This is a genomic window from Amycolatopsis sp. (assembly GCF_025464955.1).
GTDB lineage: Bacteria > Actinomycetota > Actinomycetes > Mycobacteriales > Pseudonocardiaceae > Amycolatopsis.
The window spans coordinates 124,460-147,718 of sequence record NZ_JAODNM010000023.1; the positions used below are offsets into that span (position 1 = coordinate 124,460).

The following is a 23,259-nucleotide window of genomic DNA, read 5'->3' on the forward strand; positions in this document are numbered from 1 at the left end:
CCTCCCTCTCTTGTTCTGGTGCCGTGGCGGACTGTAGGTCGTCGACCCCGGCGCGTCACCGCAAACTCCACCTTTGGAGGGGGTAACTACCCCCCGGCGGGAGATGTGGCCCCTACCCGGTCAGGCGCAGGATTTCTCCACTGCGCATCGACAAGGCCGTCGGTAGGAGGAAGTTCCATGATGAGCGCAACCCTGGACACGCCCGGCGAGGTGATTGCCGGCGCTGACGGCTGGGATCTCGTACGGGACGTGCAGCGCGGAAAGATCGCGTCGTTCGGTGTCCTCTACGAGCGCTACGCCGATTCGGTGCTTGCCTTCGTGCACAGCCGGGTGGTCGACCGGTCCTACGCCGAAGACCTCACGAGCGAGACCTTCCTGCGGGTGTTCACCAAGATCGACTCCTTCGCCGACCGGGGGATCGGTGTCCGAGCCCTGCTGTTCACCATCGCACGGAACCTGGTCATCGACCACTCCCGTTCCCGCTACTCCCGCACGGTCACGGTCGAACACGACGTGCTCTCCGACACCCGGACCGCTACCGACGACCCCGAGGCGAGCGTCATCCTCGGCCATCAGGTCGCCGACCTCGCCCAGTACCTACAGCTGCTTACGCCGATTCAGCGGGACTGCGTGCACCTCCGTTTCACTCTCGAACTGTCCGTGGCCGAGACCTCGGTCGTCATGGGCAGGCCCGCCACCGCGGTCCGCCAGCTCCAGCACCGCGCGGTGCAGCGTCTCGCCCTGTTGATGAAGGAGGAATGGACATGACCCGCACGCCGATGAAACAGGTCTCGTGGATCGACACCATCGACATGGTCGCCGCCGTCCGCGGCAGCGGGCGGGGGTTCATGGTGCTCGTCTGCGGCGGGCTTGGCGCTCCCGCGCTGGCCATGCACACCCAGCTCGGCGGGTCGATGCTGCTGCTGGGGTCGGCGATTCTCGCCTTCGTGGTGGCCGCCGTCAAACCGGGCCAGGCGAGCAACGGTGGCCTGCACGGCGCGGTCGCGGCGGTCGGCGCCTACCTGCTGGTCCTGCCGCTCGTGCTGATGGCCTCCGCCGGGCGCGACCCCGCCCAGATCTCGATGACGCTCGCGGCCGCCGTGATCATCGGCGCCGCGGCCGGCTGGGCCGATGTCCGCCGCCGCCAAAGGAAAACCGCATGAGCGCACCGGCCACGACCGCCGAGCCGGTACCCGACACCCGGATCCGGGTCCGCCGCCCCCAAGCTCCCAAGTGGACAAAGACCGCGCAGCGCCCGCTGCTCCAGGCCGGGGAGATGGTGCAGCTCGCCGGGGACGTCCTCTACCGGGCCATCCGCCACCCGCTGGGCTACTGGGGCGAAGTCCGCGACCAGATGTTCCAGATCCTCAAGCTGTGCTGGATCCCGATGATCGTGTCGTGCACGGCGTTCGGCTTCGGCGCGCCGGGGTTGCAGGGCGGCAACATCTTCCTGCTCTTCGGTATCCCCGAGCGCCTTGGCTCGTTCTTCATCATGGCGAGTGTGCGCGAGTTCGCGCCGTGGATCAACGCGATGGTCGTGGCCGGGGTGATGGGCACGGCGATGACCGCCGACCTCGGCGCGCGCCGGATCCGTGAAGAGATCGACGCGATGGAAGTCCTCGGCATCGATCCAATTAGGACACTCATCCTGCCGCGGGTCATCGCGATCACCCTGATGACCGGCCTGCTCGACCTCGTCGCGCTGGTCTTCGGCGTGCTGGGCGGCTATATGGCGTCGGTCTGGGTGATGGGCGCGAACAGCAGTGCCTTCCTGAACAACTTCTTCGCCAACGCGACCACCACGGATGTGTGGGGCAGCGTGCTCAAGACGACGATCTTCGGCCTGCTGATCGGGGTCGTCTGCTGTTACAAGGGCCTGCACGTCGAGGGTGGTCCGATCGGTGTCGGCCGGGCGGTCAACCAGGCCGTGGTCATCGCCTTCGCCGCCATCTGGATCTTCAACTACGTGTTCACCACGATCCTGCTCGGGCTCAACCCCGACATGCAGGTCTACAAGTAGGGGCGCGCGATGTCGACTTCGCTGGACCGGCCACCACCGGTCGAAGATGCACCACCGGTCGCCCCGAAACCACAGGACACCGTCGTCACGCTCGGCGGCGCGGGGCGCGGTGTCAAGCAGGCGGTCACCACCAGCGGTGAGATCGCCCGGTTCGCCGGCCAGACCGTCCGGGAATTCCCGGACGTCCGCAAGCACAGCTCCGAAGTGCTGCACCAGGCCGGGATCTTGATCCTGTCGAGCGGGCTGATCATCTGGATGATGCAGTTCGTCATGGGCACGGTGTGCGGCCTGGAAGCGAGCTACACCCTCAAGCAGATCGGCGCGCCGCTCTACTCCGGGATCTTCAACGCCTTCTGCTCGATCCGCGAACTGGCGCCCTATATGTGGGGCTATATCTTCGCGGCGAAGGTCGGCTGTGGACTGGTCGCGGAGATCGGTTCCATGCGGATCTCCGACGAGATCGACGCGATGGAGGTCATGGGCGTCAACCCGCGCAGCTACCTGGTGGGGACCCGCGTGATCGCCGCGTGGATCGCGATGCCGTTCCTCTACACCGTCGGGCTCGGTGTGATGTACGTGTCGATGTACCTGGTGACCGTGGTGCAGCTCGGCGGCGTTTCCTCTGGTGGTTACAACTACATTTTCTGGCTTTACCAGAATCCGCTGGATTTCCTGTACTCGATGATAAAAGTGATGGCAATGGGGACGACGATCGTCTTCGTAGGCTGCTTCTACGGCTATACCGCCAAAGGCGGATCGGTCGGTGTCGGGACGAACACCGCGAAATCGATGATGCTCAACATGGTCCTGATCCACGTGATCGGCGTCCTGGCCACCCAGCTGTTCTGGGGACTCAATCCCAACGCGCCCATCGCCAACTAGCCGAACGACGTTTCTTTGGAGGTTCACGTGTCCACGAGTGCAGCGCACCGCGCCGAGGAGATGACTGCCACGCTGCCCGCGCACGGCACGTTGCGAGGCACGTCGCCCGATGGCGAGCGGCAGGTGGCCGGAAACGGCACCCACAGCATGGAGGTGCGTGACGTCCACAAGACGTTCGGCGACTTCAAGGTCTTGCAGGGGATGAACCTCAACTTCGTCGACGACGCGATCACCACCGTCCTCGGCCCGTCCGGCACCGGCAAGAGCGTGCTCATCAAGCACCTCGTCGGGCTCCTCGAACCGGACCGCGGCGAAGTCCTCATCCACGGCCAGAACATCTGGGACATCTCCGAGCGCGACCGCTACGAGCTCCGCAAGAAGTTCGGGGTGCTCTTCCAGGACGGCGCGTTGTTCGGCTCGATGAACGTCTACGACAACACCGCGTTCCCGCTGCGCAAACACACGCACAAGACGGAGAAGGAGATCTCCGACATCGTGTTGCAGCGACTCCACGAAGTCGGCCTGGACAAGGCGTTGAGGAAGTACCCCAGCGAGGTCTCCGGTGGAATGCGCAAACGCGCTGGCTTCGCCCGCGCACTGGTGATGGACCCGGACATCGTGCTGTTCGACGAGCCGGACTCCGGCCTTGACCCGGTCCGGACCAGCCTGCTCAACGACCTCATCCTCGAGATGCACAGCCAGTACAAGGGCACTTACCTGCTGGTCACCCACGACATCCGCACCGCGCGCAAGGTCTCCGACTACGTCGGGCTCATCTGGAAGGGAAAGGTCGTGCACTACGGCGAAGCCGAAGGCGCGTTCAACTCCACCGACCCGTTCGTGCGGCAGTTCCTCACCGGGGACTCCGCGGGCCCGCTGGGGATGGACTGACCATGCGCAGACTCCTCATCGCCGGCCTGATCGCCGCGGTCGCGGTCACCACCGGCGGCTGGGCCTGGATGCACGACGACTACCGCGTCGGCGTGCTCCTCGGCTCGGCCACGAACATCGTCCAAGGCGGTTCGGTGCTGGTCAACGGCTTCCAGGCCGGGACCGTGTCGGACATCAGCGTCCGCGACGGCAAGGCGTACCTCGAGCTCACGCTGGACAGCGACTACGCGCCGCTGCACGACGGCGCCAAGGTGACGGTCGCGTGGAAGGCGCTGCTCGGCGAGCGTTTGGTCGAGGTCCAGGACGGCCCGGTGAAGAACGCGACGATCCCCTCCGGCGGGATGCTCACCGGCACGATGGACCAGCCGATGGAGATCGATCAGGTCCTCAACGCGCTGGATCCCGCCGTCCGCGCGCACCTTTCGTCACTGGTCAACGGCCTGAACGACACGCTGAAGGGCAACGAGGGCAATGTCAGCGCGACGCTGAAGTCGGCCGGTCCGGCGCTCGCGTCGCTCGGCAGCGTGCTCAAGGCTGTCGGGTCGGACGGGCCCGCGATCAAGAACCTCGTCACCACCCTCGACCAGATGACCACGACGCTGGCCGGGCGCGACAAGGACGTCCGCGGGGTCGTTGACGACCTCGCGCACCTGACGTCGGTGACCGCGGACCAGCACCAGCAGCTCGCGCAGACGTTGCAGAAGCTGCCCGCGACCCTCGACCAGGCCAACAGCACGTTGGCCGAAGTACCCGGCGTGGCGGCGAAAGCTGTGCCGCTGCTGAACGACCTCGAGCCCGCGACCAAGAAGCTCCCGTCGGTGGCGAAGAACCTCAAGCCGGTCCTTCAGGACCTGCGTCCCCTCGTCGCGCAGCTCGCACCGACGCTCACTGCCGCCCAGACACTGCTCTCCTACACCCCGGGCCTGCTCGACCAGGCGCACGCCGTCGTGCCCGGTGTGACGTCGGCGGTCAACTACCTCCAGCCGATGCTCGCGTTCCTCCGGCCGTACACCCCGGAGGCCGCGTCCTTCTTCTCCCTGTGGGGCTCGGCGTTCGCCAACTACGACGCCAACGGCCACTACGCCCGGATCTTCGGGCCGCAGGAGGGATTGGCGAGTGTCAACAACAACCCGGGCATCGTGCCGCCGGGCATCAAGGATGATCCTTACCCCCTTCCCGGAGCAGCGGGCAACCAGCCCTGGGCCGATGCTTTCGGGAGCCAGCCGCGATGAAATCCCATTCAGCCAACCGGAACCGGGCGCCCAGAGCCCGCCTGATCGCCATCGCGGTCGTCGCCATCGGCGCGGTCACCGCTGCGAGCTCGGGCATGGCCGCCGACCAGAACCCGTCCACCGCGACCGTCGTTGCGAAGTTCGCCGACGCGAGCCCACTGCTGGTGGGCAACGACGTGAAGCTGCTCGGAGTCAAGGTCGGCTCGATCACCAGCATGAGCGTCGACGCCGACGGCCAGGCCGATGTCGGGATGGAGCTCGACGCAGCCGCGCTGCCCCTGCACACCGACGCGAAGGCGTTAGTCCGGCCGGTCAGCCTCCTGGGCGAGCGTTACTTGGAGCTCGACCGGGGCAGCGACAACGCGCCGGTTCTGCCCCGGGGCGCGGTCATCCCGTCGTCGCAGACCGGTCAGAATACCGACCTCGACCAGGTTCTCAACACCGTCGACGATCCCACCGGGCAGTCGCTGGCCGCGCTGGTCACCGTGCTCGGTGAAGGCGCGCAGGGCAACGGCGCCAACATCGCCGACACCATCAAGGCGCTTGCGCCGGCGATGACGGACACCCAGGGCCTCGCGGACGTGCTCAATCAGCAGAACGCGCTGGTCAACGGCCTGGTCGACAAGCTGGGCCCGGTTGCGACCGCGCTGGCCGACGATAAGGGCAAGACCCTCGACGGGCTCGTCAGCTCGACCCAGCAGATCCTCAACACCACCGCGGCCAACCAGCAGGCGCTCGACAGCACGCTCGCCGCGCTGCCCGCGACGGTGCAGACCGCGCGCGACACCCTCGCGCAGCTCACCGGCACGGTCGCGAGCACGGTTCCGACACTGCAGGCGATCAAGCCGGTCACCGGGAGCCTCACCCAGATCTCCGCGGAGCTCCAGCAGTTCGCCGGCGCGGCGCAGCCCGCACTGGCCGGAGCCAACCCCGTGCTGGAGAAGGCACAGTCCTTATTGGACGAAGCGCGGCCGGTCGTCGAGACGCTGAGCAAGTCCGGTCCGGACACCAAGGCACTGGCCAGCTCGCTCAAGCCGATCGCCGGAGAACTCACCGACAACATCGACGGCGTCTTCGCCTTCATCAAGAACTGGGCCCTGGCCACCAACGGCGCCGACGGGCTGTCGCACTACTTCCGGGCCGGGCTCGTAGTCACCCCTGACATCGTCAGCGGCGCCGTGCCCGGCCTGGGTTCCAACCTCGGGATCGGCGGCTCGCCCGCGCCGCTGACCAAGAACCCCGGCGGCCAGCCGGTGGACCCGCAGGCTCCCCAGCAACCCGGTGGCGGACCGGCCGGCGGGCTGCTCGCCGGTGGCGGTCCGGCCGGGATCCTCGGTTCACTGCTCTCACCGACCCCCAGCCCCGACGGCGGGGTCACCGGTCTCACCCAGCAACAGGAATCCGGCGTCCTGGGCTTCCTGCTCGGAGGTAACTAATGGCCAGAAAAGGCAATGCCTGGGCCCGGCGGCGGTCGATGCTGCTCGGGACCACACTCATCGTCGTCTTCGCGACCGCGGTCTACGTCGCGGTCACCGCGAGCTCCGGGCTGCCCGGCGAGACCGGCAAGACCGTGAAGGCCGCTTTCGGCGACGTCGGCGCCCTGCGCGTCGGCGACGACGTCCGGATCGCGAACGTCCGCGTCGGCCAGGTCAAGGACATCCAGCTCGTCGACGGAAAGCCCTTGGTCACCATGGGCTTTGACGGTGACCGCGCCATCTACCGCAACGCCGAGGCCGTCACCGCGGCCGTCGACGCTCGCTCGGCCCTGGGCCAGAAGTACGTCGACTTCCGGCCCGGCACCCCCGCCGACGGTCCGCTGCCGGACAACACCGTCATCGCGGCGGACAAGACCGTGGGCGGCGAAGAGCTCTCCGACCTGCTCCGCGTGCTCGACGCGCCGACCCGTGATGCCCTCGGCTCCACGGTGCGTCAGGTTGGCAACGGCCTGGGCGGGCATTCCCAGGACCTCAAGGACGCAGCAGGCGCGCTCCCGACCGAGCTCCCCGACCTCGGCACGGTCGCCAAGGCGCTGAGCGCGGGAAACGGCGCGGACCTCACGTCCCTGCTGCACGCCGCCGACGACCTGTCGTCGTCGTTCCAGGGCCACCAGCAGCAGCTCGCCGACCTCACCAAACGGCTCACCACGACGTTGACCTCGCTCAACGCGGACAAGGGCGCGCCGCTGACGCAGGCGCTGGACAAGGCGCCGCAGACGCTGGCGGACGCCCGCGCGGCCTTGGACAGCCTCAACGGCCCGCTGGCCCAGACCCAGCAGGCGATGGCCAAGCTCCACCCGGGCGCCGTCGCGCTCGGCGAGGCGACGCCCGATGTCCGGGGTGTCCTGCGCGAAGGCGTGTCCCCGCTGGAGAAGGTCCCCGGCGTCGCCCAGCAAGCCGAACCCGCGGTGACGGACTTGACCAAGGTGATGACCGACGCCAAGCCGCTCGCCCCGAGGCTGACCGCCGCGATCGGCATGGCCAAGGACCCTCTTGGCGTCATCGCGCCTTATTCGCCCGAGGTGTCGCTGTTCTTCTCCTACGCCGCCGACGCGCTGCACCTCGGTGACGCGGCGGGCAACTGGTTGCGGTTCTACCCGGTCCTCAACCTTGAATCCGTCGACGGGACGATCCCGATCGCCGACCCGACTGTCTCCCGTGACGCATATCCGGCGCCAGGCGTGGCGGCCACGGAGAAGAAGCCCGGCCTGCTCGGTGATCGGAAGTGAAGGTCCGCATGCCCAGGTTCCCCCGGCGAAAGCCGCGCACCGGCACCAAGAAGTCCTGGTTCACCCCGCTGAGGCTCGGTCTGCTGTTCCTCGTCGTGGTGCTCCTCGGCGGCACCGCGCTGTTCAACAAGGACCGCATCCTCACCACGCTCAGGCCCGGCGAGACTTTCCAGATCAACTTCGCCGCGGACAACCGGCTCGTGCCCTACCTGAGCCAGGTCAAGGTGTCCTTCGTGCCGATCGGCGTGGTCAGCGGAGTCGACAGCGCGCCGGACGGGTCCGCGACGGTCAGCGTGAAGGTGGACGACGGGATCCGCGCCAAGCTGGGGACCGAGCCGTCCGCGGTCATCCGCCCCACCACACTGCTCGGCGGCAACTACTTCATCGACCTGGTCCCGGGCGGACCGCCGGGTGAGTTCACCGGCGACATCCCGCGCAAGCGCACGTCGCTCCCGGTCGAGCTCGACAAGGTCGCCGCAGCCCTGCAACCCTCCGCCCTCAAGGGGCTGACCGACAGCGTCGGCAACGTCGACACCACACTGAAGGACGGCGGCCAGGCCGCGCTCGACAAGCTCGTCGCGGACGCGCCCGGCGCGCTCGACCCGGCGGCCGGTGTCCTCGCCGCCGCGACGGGCGACGACGACGCCGACCTGACCAAGCTCGTCTCGGGGCTCGAATCGGCGTCACGCACCTTGACCGACAAGCAGGGGCAGCTCAACGACGTCGTCAGCGGCCTGCACACCACGACGTCCGTGCTGTCCCGGCGTGCCGACGACCTCGCGTCGGCGGTCCGGCAGATGCCGTCCACTCTGGACTCCACCGACGCCGGCCTTGTCCGGTTGAAGGTGACGCTGGACAAGCTGAAGAACACCGCCGACCCGGCACGCCCGGTCGCCACCGCCCTGGCCACGGCGCTCGACCACGCGGATCCGGTGCTGGCCAAGGCCGAGCCCGTGGTCAAGCAGCTCAACGGCTTGCTGGTCAACGCGCGACCACTCGTCGAGGACCTGGTGCCGGCGAGCCAGCAGGCGACCGCGCTGCTCAACGACGTCCGCGGACCCGTGCTCGACCGCATCGACGGACCGGTCAAGACCTTCCTGCAAACCCCCTACAACGGCAGCGGCTCGTTCGCGTCGTCCACTTCGGACAAACCGATGTACGAGGATCTCGGCTACATGTTCGCCACGCTCGACCGGGCGTCTTCGATGAGCGATCGTAACGGGCCGGCCATCTCCTTCCACCCCGGGATCGGCGTCGGCTCCCTCGGCGGCCTGCCGATCAGCCTCGAGCAGATGTTCACCCAGCTCTCGACGCAGTTCGGCATCCCACTCCAGAAGGGCGCGGCCCCCAAATGACCGAACGCAAGCAGCGCTTCCGGCGGTTCATGGACCGGGTGAAGACCGAGCCCGGCCTCAAGCGCAACGTCTCGGTGCTGATCGCGCTGATCGCACTGGCCGGGGTCGCCGGTGGCATCATCCTGACCAACCAGCGCGTCAATTTCCCGTGGGACAACAAGTTCGAGTTCTACGCCACCTTCGCCGGCAGCCCGGGCGTCAGCCCCGACCACGGCCAGGAGGTCCGTATCGCCGGGGTCGCGGTCGGCGAGATCAAGACCGCCGACGTCGACAACCGTGGGATGGCCAGGCTGGAGCTGTCCATCGACCCGCAGTACAAGGTCTACGACAACGCGACCGTGGTGCTCAGGCCGAAGAGCCCGCTCAACGAGATGTACGTCGAGCTGAACCCGGGCAACGCTGCCAAAGGCCACCCGCTCGCCGCCGACGGCGTGCTCCCGGTGACCGCTTCACAGCGTCCCATCGAGATCGACGAGGTCCTCGATCACCTCGACGACAACAGCCGCGAGGCGTTGACGACCCTGCTGCAGGAGTCCGACACCGCGCTGGCCGCGGCGCCGCAGAACCTCCCGCAGGGGCTCACCGCCACCGACCAGGTCGCGCAGAAACTGCAGCCCGTGCTGGCCGCGCTCAACACCCGGCGCGACGGCATCCAGCACCTCGTCACCGCGCTGCAGCAGATCTCGAGCTCGGTCGGGGACGACGGCGGCCGGCTGCAGTCGCTGGCCGATTCGCTGCAGACGACGTTGTCGGTACTGGGACAGAAGAGTTCGTCGCTGGACTCCGTCCTCGGGCAGCTGCCTGACCTCACCACCCAGCTCAAGGCCGCGACCGACTCGGTCGGGACACTCAGCAGCCAGCTCGACCCGGCCCTGGACAACCTCAAGAACGCGTCGAGCACGCTGCCGGACGCTCTGTCGAAGCTGACCGGGACCGTCGACCAGCTCAACACCACGCTGGACGAGGCGAAGCCGGTGGTGGACAAGGCAGGGCCGGTGGTCGCCGACCTGCGGCCGTACGTGCGGGACCTCAACGTCGCGCTGCCCGACCTCCGGGTCACCACGACGCGCCTGGACCCGGTGACGTCCGCGCTGGTCAAGTACCTGCCCGACCTCGGCGCCTTCGTCGTCAACACGCACTCGATGACGAGCCTGGCCGACGCCAACGGCGGGATCCTGCGCGGGATGCTCGAGATCACGCCGACGACGCTGCCGCTCGACATGTCCAAGATCCTGCCCACACTGACCGGGAAGTAGGCGCTCGCCGTGCGAATCCCCCACGCCGTGATGCCGGTGATCCGGCTGGTGACGCTCATCGCGTTCGCGCTGGTCTGCGCCGTCGTCTTCGGCTACCTCTGGACCAACTCCGGCGGCAAGCTGCCGGTCATCTCGAAGGCCGGCTACCAGGTCAGCCTGCGGATGGACAAGGTGTCGAACCTGGTCAACGACTCGGATGTGATGATCGCCGGGGTCAAGATCGGCAAGGTCGACCAGCTCTCTGTGCAGGGCGACAAGGCGCTGATCGTCATGCAGCTGGCGCAGAACACCCCGCTGCACCAGGGCGCGGCCGTCCAGGTGCGGTCCAAGACGCTGATCAACGAGACGTTCCTCGAGGTCACCGACGGGACCGGCCCGGCGCTGCCCAGCGGCACGACCCTGCCCGACACCGCCGGCAAGCCGATTGTCGAGCTCAACGACGTCCTCGCCAGCCTCGATCCGGGCACCCGCAACGCGTTGGCGAGCAGTGTCCGATCGCTGGGGGCGAGCACAAAGGACGGTCAGCACAGCATTTCCCAGGCGCTGCAAGGCCTCGGTGACCTCGGGCGGCAGGGCAAGACGACGCTCGACGCGCTCTCCGCCCAGTCCGTGGACCTGCAGCACCTCACCGGCTCCGCAGCGACCCTGCTCGCAGCCCTGGACAACCGCCAGGGCCAGATCGGGCAGCTTGTCGACGACGCCAACCAGCTCGCCGGCGCGACCGCCGGGAACAGCGCGCAGGTCGAGGCGGTGATGCGCAAACTGCCCGGCCTGCTGGACACCACCCGCAACGCCACCAGCAGCATCAAGGACCTCTCCGGGGCACTCTCCCCGGTTGCCGCCGACCTCAACGCCGCCGCCCCGGACCTCTCCTCGGCGTTGCAGGAGCTGCCGCAGACCACGGCGGACCTGCGGGGACTGCTGCCTTCGCTCAACGGCGTGCTGGTGAAGGCTCCTGACACGCTGCTGCGGGTGCCTGCGGTGGCCCAGGCCGTCGAGACGCTCGTGCCCGGCCTGCAGGTCGACCTCTCCGACCTCAACCCGATGCTCGGGTTCCTGCAGCCCTACGGCCACGACCTCGCGGCGTTCTTCACCAACTTCGCGCAGACCCTCGCCACCGGCGACGCGAACGGCCGGGCGTTCAGGGTGTTCTCGATCGACAACGAGCAGACCATCAAGGGCATCCCGGTCAACACCAACATCGGGCCGTTGAACAAGTTCAACCCGTACCCGCTACCTGGCTCGGCCGTGATCCCCGGCCCGGCGAACAACCCGTACCCGCACGTGACCCCTGAGCCGCCGAAATGATGAGGGTGCCCGGGCGGCGCGTCCTCGTCGTGGCCGGAATCGTCGCGGCACTGGCGTTCGTGCTCGGCGGGCTGTCCCGCAGCAAGATCGAGACCGGGGTGGACTCGTTCCTGCCCGCCCACGACAGCTCGGTCGACCAGCTCAACGACCTGGCCCGCTCGTTCGGTGGTGACCCGGTCGTGGTGCTGCTGGAGTCGTCGAAGCCGCGCACACTGCTCGACGAGCAGCACATCTACACGCTGCTGAAGCTGGAAGGCCACCTGACGTCGCTTCCGGACGTCGCCGCGGTCTACGGGCCGGGTACGACGCTCAACCAGGTCGCCGGGCAGGTGCAGGATCTGCTGACGGAGTTGGTCGGGCGCCGCGATTCGGTGCGATCGCAGGCCGAGGCACAGGCGAAGGCCGCCGGGGCGAGCGACACCGCCGCGCAGACGGCCGGAACGCAGGCGACCGCGGCCTTCGACCAGCGCTACGGCTCGTTGATCGTCCAGGGGCTGCCTGCCGGGCTGCCGACGCTGGGGAATGACAAGTTCGTCCAGTCTGTCGTCTTCGCCCAAGGCCAGCAGCCCCGCGCACAGTGGCGGTTCGTGGTGCCCTCGCAGAACTCGGTCGCGGTCCTGATCCGGCCCCGGCAGGGCGCTGATGCCGCCACCGCGCAACGGCTCGTCACCGCGATCGAGAACACCGTCGGCGCAGCCCACATCGACGCGAGCAAGGTGACGATCTCGGGTGTGCCGGTGCTCGCTGCCGACGTCAGCCACCAGGTGACCCGCGAAGCGCCCCTGCTGGGCGGCGTCGCGGTGGCAGCTATCGGGCTGTGCTTCTTCTGCGTCCCGTGGACGCGGCGGAAGCGACGTCTGCTGCCGCTCGTGTCGACCCTGGTCGCGATCGCGAGCACGCTGGCGATCCTCGGCTGGGCGGGTAGGCCGCTGTCGCTCGGCGTGGTCGCGTTCCTGTCGGTCCTGCTGGGTGTCGGCAGCTACTACCCGACGTACTTCCTGCGTGCCGCACGTCGCCGGGTGGTGCTCACCGTCGCGGTGGCCACGGCCGCGAGCTTCGCGACGCTCATGGTGTCGCCGCTGCCGTTCGTCAAGGACCTCGGGCTGACGCTGTCGATCGGCGTGTTGATTTCGGCTGGGCTCGGGTCACTACTGACAAAGCTGCCGTTTGTCGACGTCGACCCCGAACCGCTGGTGCAGCCCGTGGCCAAGCGCGCGATCAGCCGACGCGTGCTCGTCTCCGCAATGGTCGGCGCGATCCTGCTCGCGGGCATCGGCTGGGCGTCACTGCCGAGCTTGAACCTGCAGAGCAACTTCGAAGCTCTCGCCGGCGGAGCCTCGTCGCTCGACGACGCGAAGCACGTCGAGGACGTCATCGGTTCGTCCGGCGAGCTGTCGGTGGTCCTCACCGGCGGCGATGTGACGACCCCGGCGGCGATCGACTGGATGCACCAGGCCCAGGACCAGCTGATCGCGAGGCACGGCGACCAGTTGCGGCCCGTGGTGTCGCCGCCGACCCTGCTGTCCTTCCTCGGGAATGCGAGCACGCCCGAGGAGATCAACGCGGCGCTGCGCCTGCTGCCGCCGTATCTCGCCGGTGCGGTGTTCCGCGACGACCACAAGGTCGCGACGCTGGTCTTCGGGGTTAAGATGGACGACCTCAGCGCGCTGAAGTCCTTGCGCGACAACATCACCGCGCAGCTCGCGCCACCGCCGCCCGGGTTCCGCGTCGAGCTCAGCGGCCTGTCGATGGTGGCCGTGCGCGGTGAGGAGATGGTGTCGAACGAACGGATCATCAGCAACGTCCTGGGCATCTTCGCGGCGTCGCTCGTGCTCGTGATCGGCCTGCGGCGCCGGTCCGACGCGGTCCGGGCGTTCGCCTCGGCGGCACTTGCGACCGGAGTCGGCCTTCTTCTACTGCGGATCACCGGCGTCGCGCTCAGCCCGATCACCGTCGCCCTCGGGTCGCTCACGGCTGCCGTCGGTTGCGAGTTCACGGTGTTGCTCAGTGAAGCGGCTCGTCGAGGTCGCCGGTCACTGCGGGTTTCCGTGCTGCTGGCCGCGGCGACGTCGGCGGCCGGCTACCTCGTCCTGGTGCTCTCCGGACTGTCGGTCATCCGGCAGTTCGGCGGGTTGCTGGCCGGAGCGGTCCTGCTCGCTTTGGCCGCCGCGAGCTTTGTGGTCGCGGTGGCGCCCCCGCGGGTGGAGGCCGACGCCGAATTCGGCACCGGTCCGGAGAAGAAAGAACTGGTTGGAGTGAGTTGATGAGTACCCGAACCGAAGACCTGCCGGACGCCGAAGCACTCGACGAGGACGCCAGCGTTGACGTCGTCGATGCTGCTGAAGATATCGAAGCCGCTGACGACACCGACGACACCGATACCGGCGAGGCTCCCCGGCCCACGTGGTTCCGGCGGCACCGGCGGCTGCTCGCGGCGGTCGTGGTCGTCCTGCTCGCACTCGGCGGCGGTGCCTTCTACTGGTACAAGACGACGGTCCTGCCTGCCGGGACGGCCTTCCGGCTCGGGGACTCCGACGTTACGATCACCGATCTCAACCACGAGACCGATACCCTGCGCGCGCTCTACGGCATCCAGGCCCCGACGGACCCGGCCAAGCTCGACACGTTCCGCCGCGACGTCGCGAAGTCCTACGCCGTCAGCATGATCCTCGACAACGCCGCGACGGACCACAAGATCGTGATCGCCGACAAGATGGCCCAGGACACGCTGAGCCGGTTCGTCACGCAGCAGTTCGGCGACGGGAGCGACGCCCGGGACAAGTTCGTCCAGGCGCTCGGGACCGTCGGCACCACCGAGCAGGCCGTGCTCGTCGAGATCAAGCGGCAGCTCGCGGTCAACCAGCTCTTCGAGCAGGTCGCAGGTACTCCCGCGGTGTCCGACACCGACGTCCAGACGGCGTTCGCCCAGCGGAAGGACACCCTCGGCACGCCGGAGCGCCGCGACATCCACAACATCGTGGTCAGTTCGAAGGCCGAAGCGGACCAGGCTGTCACGGACCTCAAGGGCGGCGCGACGTTCGAGACGATCGCGCAGCAGCGCAGCCTCGACGCCAGTACGAAGACCAGCGGTGGAGACCTGGGCGCCGTCTCGGCTTCGCAGCTGGACCAGACCTACGCCGGCGCGGCCTTCACGACACCGATGAACACGGTTTTCGGACCGGTACAGACCCAGTACGGCTGGAACGTCGGCAAGGTCGTCTCCGTCATGGCCCCGATCCCGGCGGTCTTCGACCAGGTCAAGGACAACCTCAAGCAGCAGCTGGTACTCGAGCAGCAGCTTGGCAAGTGGCGCGGCTGGCTCGGCGACACGATCAAGGGCGCCGACGTCAAGTACGCCGACGTCTACCGGCCGGCCAACCCCGACGCGGCACCGGACGGCCAGCCCGGCACCCCCGCCGTCCCGGTTCCCGGCAAATGAGGGTTGCCGCGATCGTGGTCCAACTGGGCGTCGCGGCCGGGCTCGTCCTCTTCGGACGATGGGGTCGGCGGAACGCGGCTGCGCTCGCACCGGCGAGCCTGCCCCCGGCGGAGCGAGAGCGGCGTGAGCGCACGACGACCCGCGGTGCGGTGGCGTGCCAGGTCGCGGGTGCCGCCTTCGCCGCGATCAACCTCGCCTTGTTCTTCTGACTCGCTCGACGACAGGAAATCCGATGTATCCAGGAACGCACGCGCAGAAGACACCGGACAAGCCTGCGGTCGTCATGGTGGAGTCAGGCCGTCAGCTGACCTTTCGACAGCTTGAGGACCGGTCGATCCAGCTCGCTCGGGTCCTGCGTAAAGCGGGACTCCGCCGCGGCGACACGGTGGCAGTGCTCAGCGAGAACCAGCCGGAGGTCTTCGAGGTCTATTGGGCCGCACTGCGTTCGGGGCTCTACCTCACGGCCGTCAACCACCGCCTCGCCGCCGACGAGGCCGCGTACATCGTCGATGACTGCGACGCCAAAGCCCTGATCGTTTCAGCCGGCGAACGGGAGCGGGCTGAAGTGTTGCTCGATTCGACTCCGGCGGTGCGGCTGCGGCTGGCGTTCGGCGGCGCGGTCAACGGACATGGTGACTACGAAGCGGCGTTGGCGAGGCAGTTCGCGGTGCCGCTGGCGGATCAACCCCGCGGTGCCGACCTGCTGTACTCGTCCGGGACGACCGGGCGGCCCAAGGGCATCAAGGCGCCTCTGCCGGACCGCCAGGTCCATGAGCCAGGCGATGCCTACACGGCCTTGTTCAGCACGAAGTACGGCTTCGACGACACCACGGTCTACCTCTCCCCGGCGCCGCTGTATCACGCCGCGCCACTGCGGTTCGGCGGTGTCGTGCAGGCGTTGGGCGGCACCGTCCACGTGATGGCGAAGTTCGACCCGGCGCTGGCGCTGAGCACGATCGACTCCGCGCGCGTCACGCACAGCCAATGGGTGCCGACCATGTTCGTGCGCATGCTCAAGCTCTCGACTGAAGAGCGCGCGCAGTACGACGTGTCGAGCCTGCGGAGCGCGATCCACGCGGCGGCCCCGTGCCCGGTCGAGGTCAAGCACGCGATGATCGACTGGTGGGGTCCGATCCTGCACGAGTACTACTCGTCCACCGAGGGCAACGGGATCACGTTCATCGACTGCCACGAGTGGCTGCGCAAACCCGGTTCGGTCGGCAAGGCGGGTCTCGGTGTGATCAGGATCTGCGACGACGAAGGCCAGGTGGTTCCGTCGGGCACCAACGGAGTCGTCTACTTCGAACGCGAGCAAGTCCCCTTCGAGTACCACAAGGACCCCGCGAAGACGAAGGCCACGCAGCACCCCGAGCACCCGAACTGGTCGACCACCGGCGACATCGGCTATCTCGACGAGGACGGCTACCTGTACCTCACCGACCGCAAGGCGTTCACCATCATCTCCGGCGGGGTGAACATCTACCCGCAGGAGATCGAGAACTGCCTTGCCTTGCACCCCAAGGTGTTCGACGTCGCGGTGATCGGCATCCCCGACCCGGAGATGGGCGAGTCCGTCCAGGCCGTCGTCCAGCTGCCACCGCACGTCATCCCCAGCAATGAGCTCGCCGCGGAGCTGCAGGAGTACGTCCGCGAGCGGATCGCGCGCTACAAGGCGCCGCGCGGGATCGACTTCGTCACGGAGCTCCCCCGCACCGAAACCGGCAAGCTCCTGAAACGCGTCCTCCGCGACCGCTACACATCCCGCCTCTAGCGCAGCTGTCTGTCAGGGCCCCGGCGCCGCATCCCCCGCGGTGCCGGGGCCCTGCACACCTCATTCAGCGGCGGAGGTAAGCCTGAGCGGATTCGGCGAACAGAGTGATCGCGCCGATGACGAACGCGAGGAAGACCACGGCCGCTTCCCAGTGCCCGCCGAGAGCGAGCACCACAACTGCGGCGACGCTGGACGCATAGAGTGCGTATTGGGCCCACTTCCTGCCTAGCAGAAGAATGCCGAGCGCCGCGAGAACGCACACACCGACCACCAGGGCAAGTACGTCCTGAGGATGGACGTGCGTCGAGGCCGCCATGGTGCCTTCGCCCAACTGGTTGTCGAGGTCCTGAGTGTTGCGCTGGTCAGGGTCATTGCCCAGGGCGTTCATACCCGCCCACAGGGTGAGGAAGGCCAACGCCAGCCATACGACAGCGGACGCGGCGAGCGCGCGGGGGAACCCGGTACGCGCGGTGGTTTCGGCGGCCGGCCGAGGTCGTGGTGACGGCTTCCAGCCGGGCTTGAGAGTGGGGGACATCATGCTCCTTCGGTGCGTGCGCCGAGCCAGTCATCGAGGACGTCGACGGTGTCTTCGCCCGGTTTTCTCGGCGGGAGGGGAATTTCGGCTTGGGTCCGTGAGAACCGTGGCGCGGGTGCTGCCTGGAGCACGCCGTCGACGTCGACGAGTGTGCTCCGGTGAGCGATGTGGGGATGTCGCGCGACTTCGCCGAGCGCGAGGACGGGTGTGACACAGGCGTCGGTGTCGGCGAACAATGCCGCCCAGTGGTCACGAGGCTGGGTCAGAAAAGTACGGGTGAACAACTCGCGCAGCTCGGTCCACCGGCCCGGGTCGAGTTGGTCGGGAATACTGGAGCCGCCAAGACCGAGTCCGTGCAGCAGTTCCGCGTAGAACTGCGGTTCCAACGCGCCAACGGCGACATAACGACCGTCGGCGCATTCGTAGGTGTCGTAGAACGGAGCGCCGGAGTCGAGCAGGTTGGCTCCGCGCCGGTCAGCCCAGGAATCGGCGCCGCGCAACGACCACACCATCTGCATCAACGCGCTCGTCCCGTCGACCATGGCCGCGTCGACCACTTGGCCGCGCCCGGACCTTTCCCGCTCCCACAAGGCGGCCAGGACTCCGAGTACGAGGTGCAGCGAGCCGCCGCCGAAGTCACCGACGAGGTTCAGCGGCGGCACCGGATTCCCTTCGGCCCTGCCGATCGCGTGCAACGCGCCGGTCAGCGCGATGTAGTTGATGTCGTGTCCCGCGCGCGCCGCGAGCGGGCCCTCCTGCCCCCACCCGGTGACCCTGCCGTAGACCACTCGCGGGTTGAGCGCGAGGACGTCGTCCGGTCCGACACCCAGCCGTTCGGCCACGCCCGGACGGAAACCCTCGATAACCACGTCGCAACGCGCGACGAGACGTTTCGCGAGTTCGCGGTCGTCGGGCTTCTTCAGGTCGACCGCCACCGATCGCCGGTTGCGCAGGAGCTGGTCGTGATGCCCTTCCGGATAGAGCGAAAGGCCGCCGGACGGCCGTTCCAGCCGTACGACGTCCGCGCCGAGGTCGCCCAGGATCATCGCGGCGTGCGGGCACGGCCCGAGACCGGCGAATTCGATCACTTTCAGTCCCGACAAAGGACCGCCCATAACGTGCTCCCAAGAAGTGGCCGAATGCCGAAGGTAGCCGAGCGGAGGCCTCAAAGGCCCTGGTAGCGGCCCGAAATATCCCCATCGGGAGAGGGGGACACCCCCGGGGAGCGATGAGTTGTGAGCTCGACCGCCCTAGCCTTCGTCACAGGGTTCCAGCGCAGCGACAGGAGACGCACATGTCCTACTTCGACAATGCCGACGAAGTTGACAAGTACATCGGCGAAATGTTCCGCATGGCCGGCGACCACCCCGAAGTGGGGGAGAAGATGCGGGCCGCGAACATCGTCATGCGGGTCGAATACTCCGACCCCGAGTGCGTGGTCACCGTCGGTTTCCAGGACCCGATGGTCGTCGACTCCGGCGAGACCGAGTTGAAGCCCGACATCACCCTCGTCATGCGTGCCGACACCGCTGACAAGTTCTGGCGCGGTGACTACAACCTCGCCGTCGGCCTGGCCAAGGGGCAGGTCAAGGCCAAGGGGCCGGTCAACAAGATCCTCAAGCTCGTCCCGCTGACCAAGCCGCTCTTCCCGGTCTATCGCGACCTGGTGAAGGACAAGGACGCCGCGGTCTCCTGAGCCGGAAAGGGGCACATTTCCCATGTCAACGAAGATGAAGGCCGCGGTGCTGCACGCACCGCGCGATGTGCGGGTGGACGACGTCGACGTACCGTCGATCTCCGACCCCAACGACGTACTGATCAAAGTCGAGATGTCCGCGATCTGCGGCACCGACCTCCACCCCTACGAAGGCCGGATCGAGATCGAGGGCGGCGTGGTCCTGGGCCACGAGTTCCTCGGCACCGTGGTGGACGCGGGTGAAGCCGTCGGTCTCGTCGAGCCGGGTGACCGCGCCGTGGCGTCCTGCGTGGTCAACTGCGGCCACTGCTGGACCTGCCGCCGCGGCGACCCCGGACGCTGCGTCGGCTCGCGGATCTTCGGCCTCGGCATCGCACTCGGCGACCTCGCCGGCGCGCAGGCCGAGTACGTCGTCGTCCCGAACGCCGACCTGACCCTGCGCAAGCTCCCCGAGGAGATCCGCAGCAGCGACGAGGACCTGCTCTTCGTCGGTGACATCATGACCACCGGCTACGAAGCTGTCCGCCGCGCGATCCAACCCGGTGACGTCGTCGCGATCGTCGGCGCGGGACCGGTCGGGCTCTGTGCGGCGATGTCCGCGATCGCCCTCGGCGCGAGCGCGACGATCGTGGTCGACAAGATCGCTTCGCGGCTCAAGGAAGCCGAGCGCCTCGGCGCGATCCCGATCAACGCCGACGAGGCCGACCCCGTCGACGTCGTGCTCGAACTCACCGGCTGGCGCGGCGCGAACGTGGTGATCGACGCCGTGGGCCACGAATCGGCGTTGGTCAGCGCGTGCAACCTCCTTGCCGCAGGCGGCACGTTGTCGGTTCCCGGGGTGTACATGGAGGAGTCGGTCAACATCCCGTTCGGCGACCTGTGGCTCAAGGGCGTCAAGATCGTCACCGGGGTCGCGAACATCGTCAACTACATGGACGAGGTCATCCAGCTGACCGAGGCCGGCAAGCTCAGCCCCGCCGGCATCATCTCCCACCGGATGGGTCTGTCCGAGGCGCCCGAGGCGTACCGGATGTTCGAAGCCCACGAGGCCACCAAGATCGTCCTGGACCCGAGCAGGTGAGCGAGAAATGACCGCTACGACAGTACGCAACTTCCCGATGCTCATCGGCGGCAAGTGGGTCGAGTCCGACCGCCTGCTGGAGATCCGGGACCCGCAGAACGACGAACTGGTGGCCACGGCCGCCAGCGGTGGTGCCGAACAGGTCGACGCGGCCGTCGAAGCCGCGAAGGCTTCGTTCAAGAGCGGATCCTGGTCGCGCGCTACGCAGGCCGAGCGCGCCTCGGTGCTTCGCGCCATCTCCGAGAAGGTGGGCGACCGGCTCGACGAGCTGGTGGAGCTCGAGATCATGGCCAACGGCGCGACCGTGCGCCAGGCCACCGGGTTCCACATCGGTTACGTGGCCCCACACCTGGAGTACTTCGCCGAGCTCGCGGACAAGTATCAGTTCGAACGACCCGCGCCGCGGGCGACATTCCCTTCGCTCGCACAGAGCACGGTCCGCAAGGAGCCCATCGGTGTCGTCGGGGCGATCGCGCCCTGGAACTTCCCGCTGCTGCTGGGCCTGTGGAAGATGGGCCCGGCGCTCGCGGCCGGCAACAGCGTCGTCATCAAGCCCGACGAGAAGACCCCGCTGTCCACTTTGGAATTCGCGCGGATCGCCGAAGAGTGCGGCCTGCCGGCGGGCGTGCTCAACGTCGTCCCGGGGCCGGGCGTCGAAGCGGGCGCACGGCTCGCGTCACATCCGGACGTGGGCAAGATCGGTTTCACCGGGTCCACCGAGGTCGGCCGCGAGATCATGCGCCTCGCCTCCGGTACGGTCAAGAAGGTCACCCTCGAGCTCGGCGGCAAGTCGCCGTCGATCGTGCTCGACGACGCCGACATCGAGACCGCCGTCGACGGCGTGCTCTACGGCTGTTTCCTCTACTCCGGACAGATCTGCGAGTCCGGAACCCGTTTACTGGTGCCAGAGTCGCTGCACGACGAGTTCGTCGAACGGCTCGTGGAGCGCACCAAGACGATCACCTTGGGCGACACCCGAGACTGGGAGACCGACCTCGGACCGGTGATCTCGGCCAAGCAGCACCGACGGATCCTCAACTACCTCAAGATCGGTGCCGAGGAAGGCGCGACCGTCGCCACCGGTGGCGGAGTGCCGAAGGGCGAGCAGTTCGAGCGCGGACACTGGATCGAGCCGACGATCCTCACCGACGTGCGCAACGACATGCGTGTCGCCCAGGAGGAGATCTTCGGGCCGGTGCTGTCGGTGATCAAGTACACCTCCGAAAAAGAGGCCATCGAGATCGCCAACGACACTACCTACGGGCTCGCGTCCTCGATCTGGAGCGGCGACAACGAGCGGGCACTGGCGATGGCGAACGAGATCGAGGCCGGTTCGGTGTGGATCAACGACTCCCACCAGATCAACTGCCAGGTTCCCTTCGGCGGCTACAAGCAGAGCGGGCTGGGCCGTGAGCTCGGCCCCGACGCGCTCGACGAGTACACCGAAACGAAGAACGTGCACCTCGATCTCTCGGGTCGCCGAGACCGCCGTCCGTATGACGTCCTGCTCAGCCACGCCGACGACTGACCCGTCGACAGCCGGCACGTAGAAAACCGAGCCCTTCTCCCGGAGCGAAACATGACCGTCGAACTCATCCCGGCGACCGCCGACCACAAACCCGACCACGACGAAATCGACATCTCCTCGAAGGCCTTCTGGGCGCTGACCTCCGAAGAGCGCGACAAGAACTTCGCGCTGCTGCGCGAGATCCGCCCGGTGTCCTGGCAGCGTCCGGTGGAGGACGCCGTCACCCCGGACCCGGACGACCCGGGTTACTGGGCGCTGGTCAAGCACTCCGACATCGTGCGCGTCAGCAAGGACAACGACACCTTCATCTCCGGCCAGGGCGTGCTGTTCGACCTGCTGCCGGACATCTTCCTGCAGATGTCGCAGTCGTTCCTCGCGATGGACGCACCGCAGCACGACAACCTGCGCAAGCTGGTCAGCTCGGCGTTCACCCCGAAGCAGATCAAGCGGATCGACGACAAGATCAAGGCTGCGGCGAAGGAGATCGTCGACGACATCGCCGGCAAGGGCTCGGTCGAGTTCGTCGCCGAGTGCGCCGAACGGCTGCCTGTCCGGATGTTCGGCGATATCTTCGGCATCCCCGAGGCGCTCCGGTCCACTGTGGCCAAGGCCGCTGCCGACGTCGTCGCTTGGGCCGATCCGGAGATCCTCGCCGGCCGCCCGGCCGACGAGGTCCAGGTCGAGGCGTGCGTGACGCTGCACGACGTCGCCGAGGAGCTCATTGCCGACCGCCGCAAAAACCCCGGCGAGGACCTGATGAGCAGCCTGGTCGAGGCCGAGATCGACGGGCAGAAGCTCGAGGACTTCGAGATCGGCGCGTTCTTCGTGCTGATGGCGGTGGCCGGCACCGACACCACCAAGCACACCGCCAGCCACACGATGATGGCGTTCACTGAGTTCCCGGCTCAGAAGGACTGGCTGCGGGAGGACTTCGACGGCCGGATCAACGGCGCGATCGACGAGTTCATCCGGTACGCCTCACCCGTGATGACCTTCCGCCGCACCGCGGTCAGGGAGACCGAGCTCGGCGGGCGGCGGATCATCCCCGGTGACAAGGTCGTCATGTTCTACCCGTCGGGGAACCGCGACAGCGAGGTCTTCACCGAGCCGGAGAAGTTCGACCTCTCCCGCAGCCCGAATCCCCACGTCGGGTTCGGCGGCGGCGGTCTGCACTTCTGCCTGGGCAACCAGCTGGCGAAGTCCATGCTGCGAGCCCTGTTCGGCGAGCTGCTGACTCGCATACCGGACTTCCGTGCGAGCGACCCGGAGTACCTCGGCTCGAACTTCATGCGCGGGGTCAAGCGGATGAACCTGCAGTTCACCCCGGAGCGGTGACGGCCGTGAAGATCGTCGTCGATCACGCGAAGTGCACGGGGCTCGGGATCTGCGAGTCCATTGCCGAGGACGTCTTCGAGGTCACCGACGACGGCAGTCTGAACCTGCTCGCGCAGGACATCTGCCCGTCGCGGCGGGCCGAGATGCAGGAGGTCATCGACTCCTGCCCGACCGAAGCCCTCACCCTCGTCGACTGAAAGGACAG

General features: G+C 67.7%; 22 protein-coding genes. 20 read left to right on the plus strand and 2 right to left on the minus strand.

Features of this window, described 5'->3' with window-relative positions; genetic code table 11:
- Positions 1–177 precede the first annotated feature (177 nt).
- Genes JWQ81_RS03630 through JWQ81_RS03700 form a run of 15 tightly spaced genes read left to right on the plus strand, consistent with a single transcriptional unit; the run spans position 178 to position 16,879 of the window.
- Entirely contained in the window at positions 178–768 is a 591-nt protein-coding gene (locus JWQ81_RS03630) for an RNA polymerase sigma factor (protein ID WP_297537413.1), read from the plus strand.
- Complete coding sequence (locus JWQ81_RS03635) at positions 765–1,163, plus strand: hypothetical protein (RefSeq protein ID WP_297537415.1); 399 nt, start codon at positions 765–767, stop codon at positions 1,161–1,163. The genes JWQ81_RS03630 and JWQ81_RS03635 overlap by 4 nt, the downstream gene beginning before the upstream one ends.
- Complete coding sequence (locus JWQ81_RS03640; protein ID WP_297537417.1) at positions 1,160–2,020, plus strand: ABC transporter permease; 861 nt, start codon at positions 1,160–1,162, stop codon at positions 2,018–2,020. The genes JWQ81_RS03635 and JWQ81_RS03640 overlap by 4 nt, the downstream gene beginning before the upstream one ends.
- Before the next feature lie 9 nt (positions 2,021–2,029).
- Positions 2,030–2,902, plus strand: a complete 873-nt coding sequence (locus tag JWQ81_RS03645; RefSeq protein WP_297537419.1) for an ABC transporter permease — start codon at positions 2,030–2,032, stop codon at positions 2,900–2,902.
- A 27-nt stretch (positions 2,903–2,929) separates the two neighbouring features.
- Complete coding sequence (locus JWQ81_RS03650; protein ID WP_297537421.1) at positions 2,930–3,793, plus strand: ATP-binding cassette domain-containing protein; 864 nt, start codon at positions 2,930–2,932, stop codon at positions 3,791–3,793.
- Between the two features lie 2 nt (positions 3,794–3,795).
- Positions 3,796–5,025 (plus strand): MlaD family protein, encoded by a 1,230-nt coding sequence (locus tag JWQ81_RS03655; RefSeq protein ID WP_297537423.1) that lies wholly within the window; start codon positions 3,796–3,798, stop codon positions 5,023–5,025.
- On the plus strand, positions 5,022–6,461 hold the full coding sequence (locus tag JWQ81_RS03660) for an MlaD family protein (protein WP_297537425.1): 1,440 nt from the start codon (positions 5,022–5,024) through the stop codon (positions 6,459–6,461). Before JWQ81_RS03655 ends, JWQ81_RS03660 begins: the two co-directional genes overlap by 4 nt.
- Positions 6,461–7,750, plus strand: a complete 1,290-nt coding sequence (locus tag JWQ81_RS03665) for an MlaD family protein (protein WP_297537427.1) — start codon at positions 6,461–6,463, stop codon at positions 7,748–7,750. Before JWQ81_RS03660 ends, JWQ81_RS03665 begins: the two co-directional genes overlap by 1 nt.
- A gap of 8 nt (positions 7,751–7,758) precedes the next feature.
- On the plus strand, positions 7,759–9,105 hold the full coding sequence (locus JWQ81_RS03670; RefSeq protein ID WP_297537429.1) for a mammalian cell entry protein: 1,347 nt from the start codon (positions 7,759–7,761) through the stop codon (positions 9,103–9,105).
- Positions 9,102–10,361, plus strand: coding sequence for an MlaD family protein (locus JWQ81_RS03675; protein ID WP_297537431.1), 1,260 nt, complete (start codon positions 9,102–9,104; stop codon positions 10,359–10,361). Before JWQ81_RS03670 ends, JWQ81_RS03675 begins: the two co-directional genes overlap by 4 nt.
- Before the next feature lie 9 nt (positions 10,362–10,370).
- Complete coding sequence (locus JWQ81_RS03680) at positions 10,371–11,669, plus strand: MlaD family protein (protein WP_297537433.1); 1,299 nt, start codon at positions 10,371–10,373, stop codon at positions 11,667–11,669.
- Positions 11,666–13,933 carry an RND transporter gene (locus JWQ81_RS03685; protein ID WP_297537435.1) on the plus strand — a complete coding sequence of 756 codons (2,268 nt, stop codon included), beginning with the start codon at positions 11,666–11,668 and terminating at the stop codon, positions 13,931–13,933. Before JWQ81_RS03680 ends, JWQ81_RS03685 begins: the two co-directional genes overlap by 4 nt.
- Positions 13,933–15,108, plus strand: a complete 1,176-nt coding sequence (locus JWQ81_RS03690) for a peptidyl-prolyl cis-trans isomerase (RefSeq protein ID WP_297537437.1) — start codon at positions 13,933–13,935, stop codon at positions 15,106–15,108. The genes JWQ81_RS03685 and JWQ81_RS03690 overlap by 1 nt, the downstream gene beginning before the upstream one ends.
- Positions 15,105–15,317 (plus strand): hypothetical protein, encoded by a 213-nt coding sequence (locus JWQ81_RS03695; RefSeq protein ID WP_297537439.1) that lies wholly within the window; start codon positions 15,105–15,107, stop codon positions 15,315–15,317. Before JWQ81_RS03690 ends, JWQ81_RS03695 begins: the two co-directional genes overlap by 4 nt.
- A 23-nt stretch (positions 15,318–15,340) precedes the next feature.
- The gene (locus JWQ81_RS03700) at positions 15,341–16,879 is read left to right on the plus strand and encodes an acyl-CoA synthetase (protein WP_297537440.1); all 1,539 of its coding nucleotides are present in this window, start codon (positions 15,341–15,343) and stop codon (positions 16,877–16,879) included.
- Positions 16,880–16,943: 64 nt separating this feature from the next.
- Here the strand turns inward: JWQ81_RS03700 and JWQ81_RS03705 are convergent, their stop codons facing one another.
- Both JWQ81_RS03705 and JWQ81_RS03710 read right to left on the minus strand, forming a co-directional pair.
- On the minus strand, positions 16,944–17,414 hold the full coding sequence (locus tag JWQ81_RS03705; protein WP_297537442.1) for a hypothetical protein: 471 nt from the start codon (positions 17,412–17,414) through the stop codon (positions 16,944–16,946).
- Positions 17,414–18,529, minus strand: coding sequence for a CaiB/BaiF CoA-transferase family protein (locus tag JWQ81_RS03710; protein WP_297537444.1), 1,116 nt, complete (start codon positions 18,527–18,529; stop codon positions 17,414–17,416). The genes JWQ81_RS03705 and JWQ81_RS03710 overlap by 1 nt, the downstream gene beginning before the upstream one ends.
- 179 nt (positions 18,530–18,708) lie before the next feature.
- Here JWQ81_RS03710 and JWQ81_RS03715 point away from each other — a divergent pair, with 179 nt between their 5' ends.
- Genes JWQ81_RS03715 through JWQ81_RS03735 form a run of 5 tightly spaced genes read left to right on the plus strand, consistent with a single transcriptional unit; the run spans position 18,709 to position 23,251 of the window.
- The gene (locus JWQ81_RS03715) at positions 18,709–19,110 is read left to right on the plus strand and encodes a sterol carrier protein (protein ID WP_297537446.1); all 402 of its coding nucleotides are present in this window, start codon (positions 18,709–18,711) and stop codon (positions 19,108–19,110) included.
- A gap of 22 nt (positions 19,111–19,132) precedes the next feature.
- On the plus strand, positions 19,133–20,191 hold the full coding sequence (locus tag JWQ81_RS03720) for an alcohol dehydrogenase catalytic domain-containing protein (RefSeq protein ID WP_297537448.1): 1,059 nt from the start codon (positions 19,133–19,135) through the stop codon (positions 20,189–20,191).
- 7 nt (positions 20,192–20,198) lie between these two features.
- Positions 20,199–21,719 carry an aldehyde dehydrogenase family protein gene (locus JWQ81_RS03725; protein WP_297537450.1) on the plus strand — a complete coding sequence of 507 codons (1,521 nt, stop codon included), beginning with the start codon at positions 20,199–20,201 and terminating at the stop codon, positions 21,717–21,719.
- A gap of 51 nt (positions 21,720–21,770) precedes the next feature.
- A complete protein-coding gene (locus JWQ81_RS03730) occupies positions 21,771–23,054 on the plus strand; it encodes a cytochrome P450 (RefSeq protein ID WP_297537452.1) in 1,284 nt (427 codons plus the stop codon).
- Positions 23,051–23,251 carry a ferredoxin gene (locus JWQ81_RS03735; protein ID WP_366942251.1) on the plus strand — a complete coding sequence of 67 codons (201 nt, stop codon included), beginning with the start codon at positions 23,051–23,053 and terminating at the stop codon, positions 23,249–23,251. The genes JWQ81_RS03730 and JWQ81_RS03735 overlap by 4 nt, the downstream gene beginning before the upstream one ends.
- The last annotated feature ends 8 nt before the right edge of the window (positions 23,252–23,259 follow it).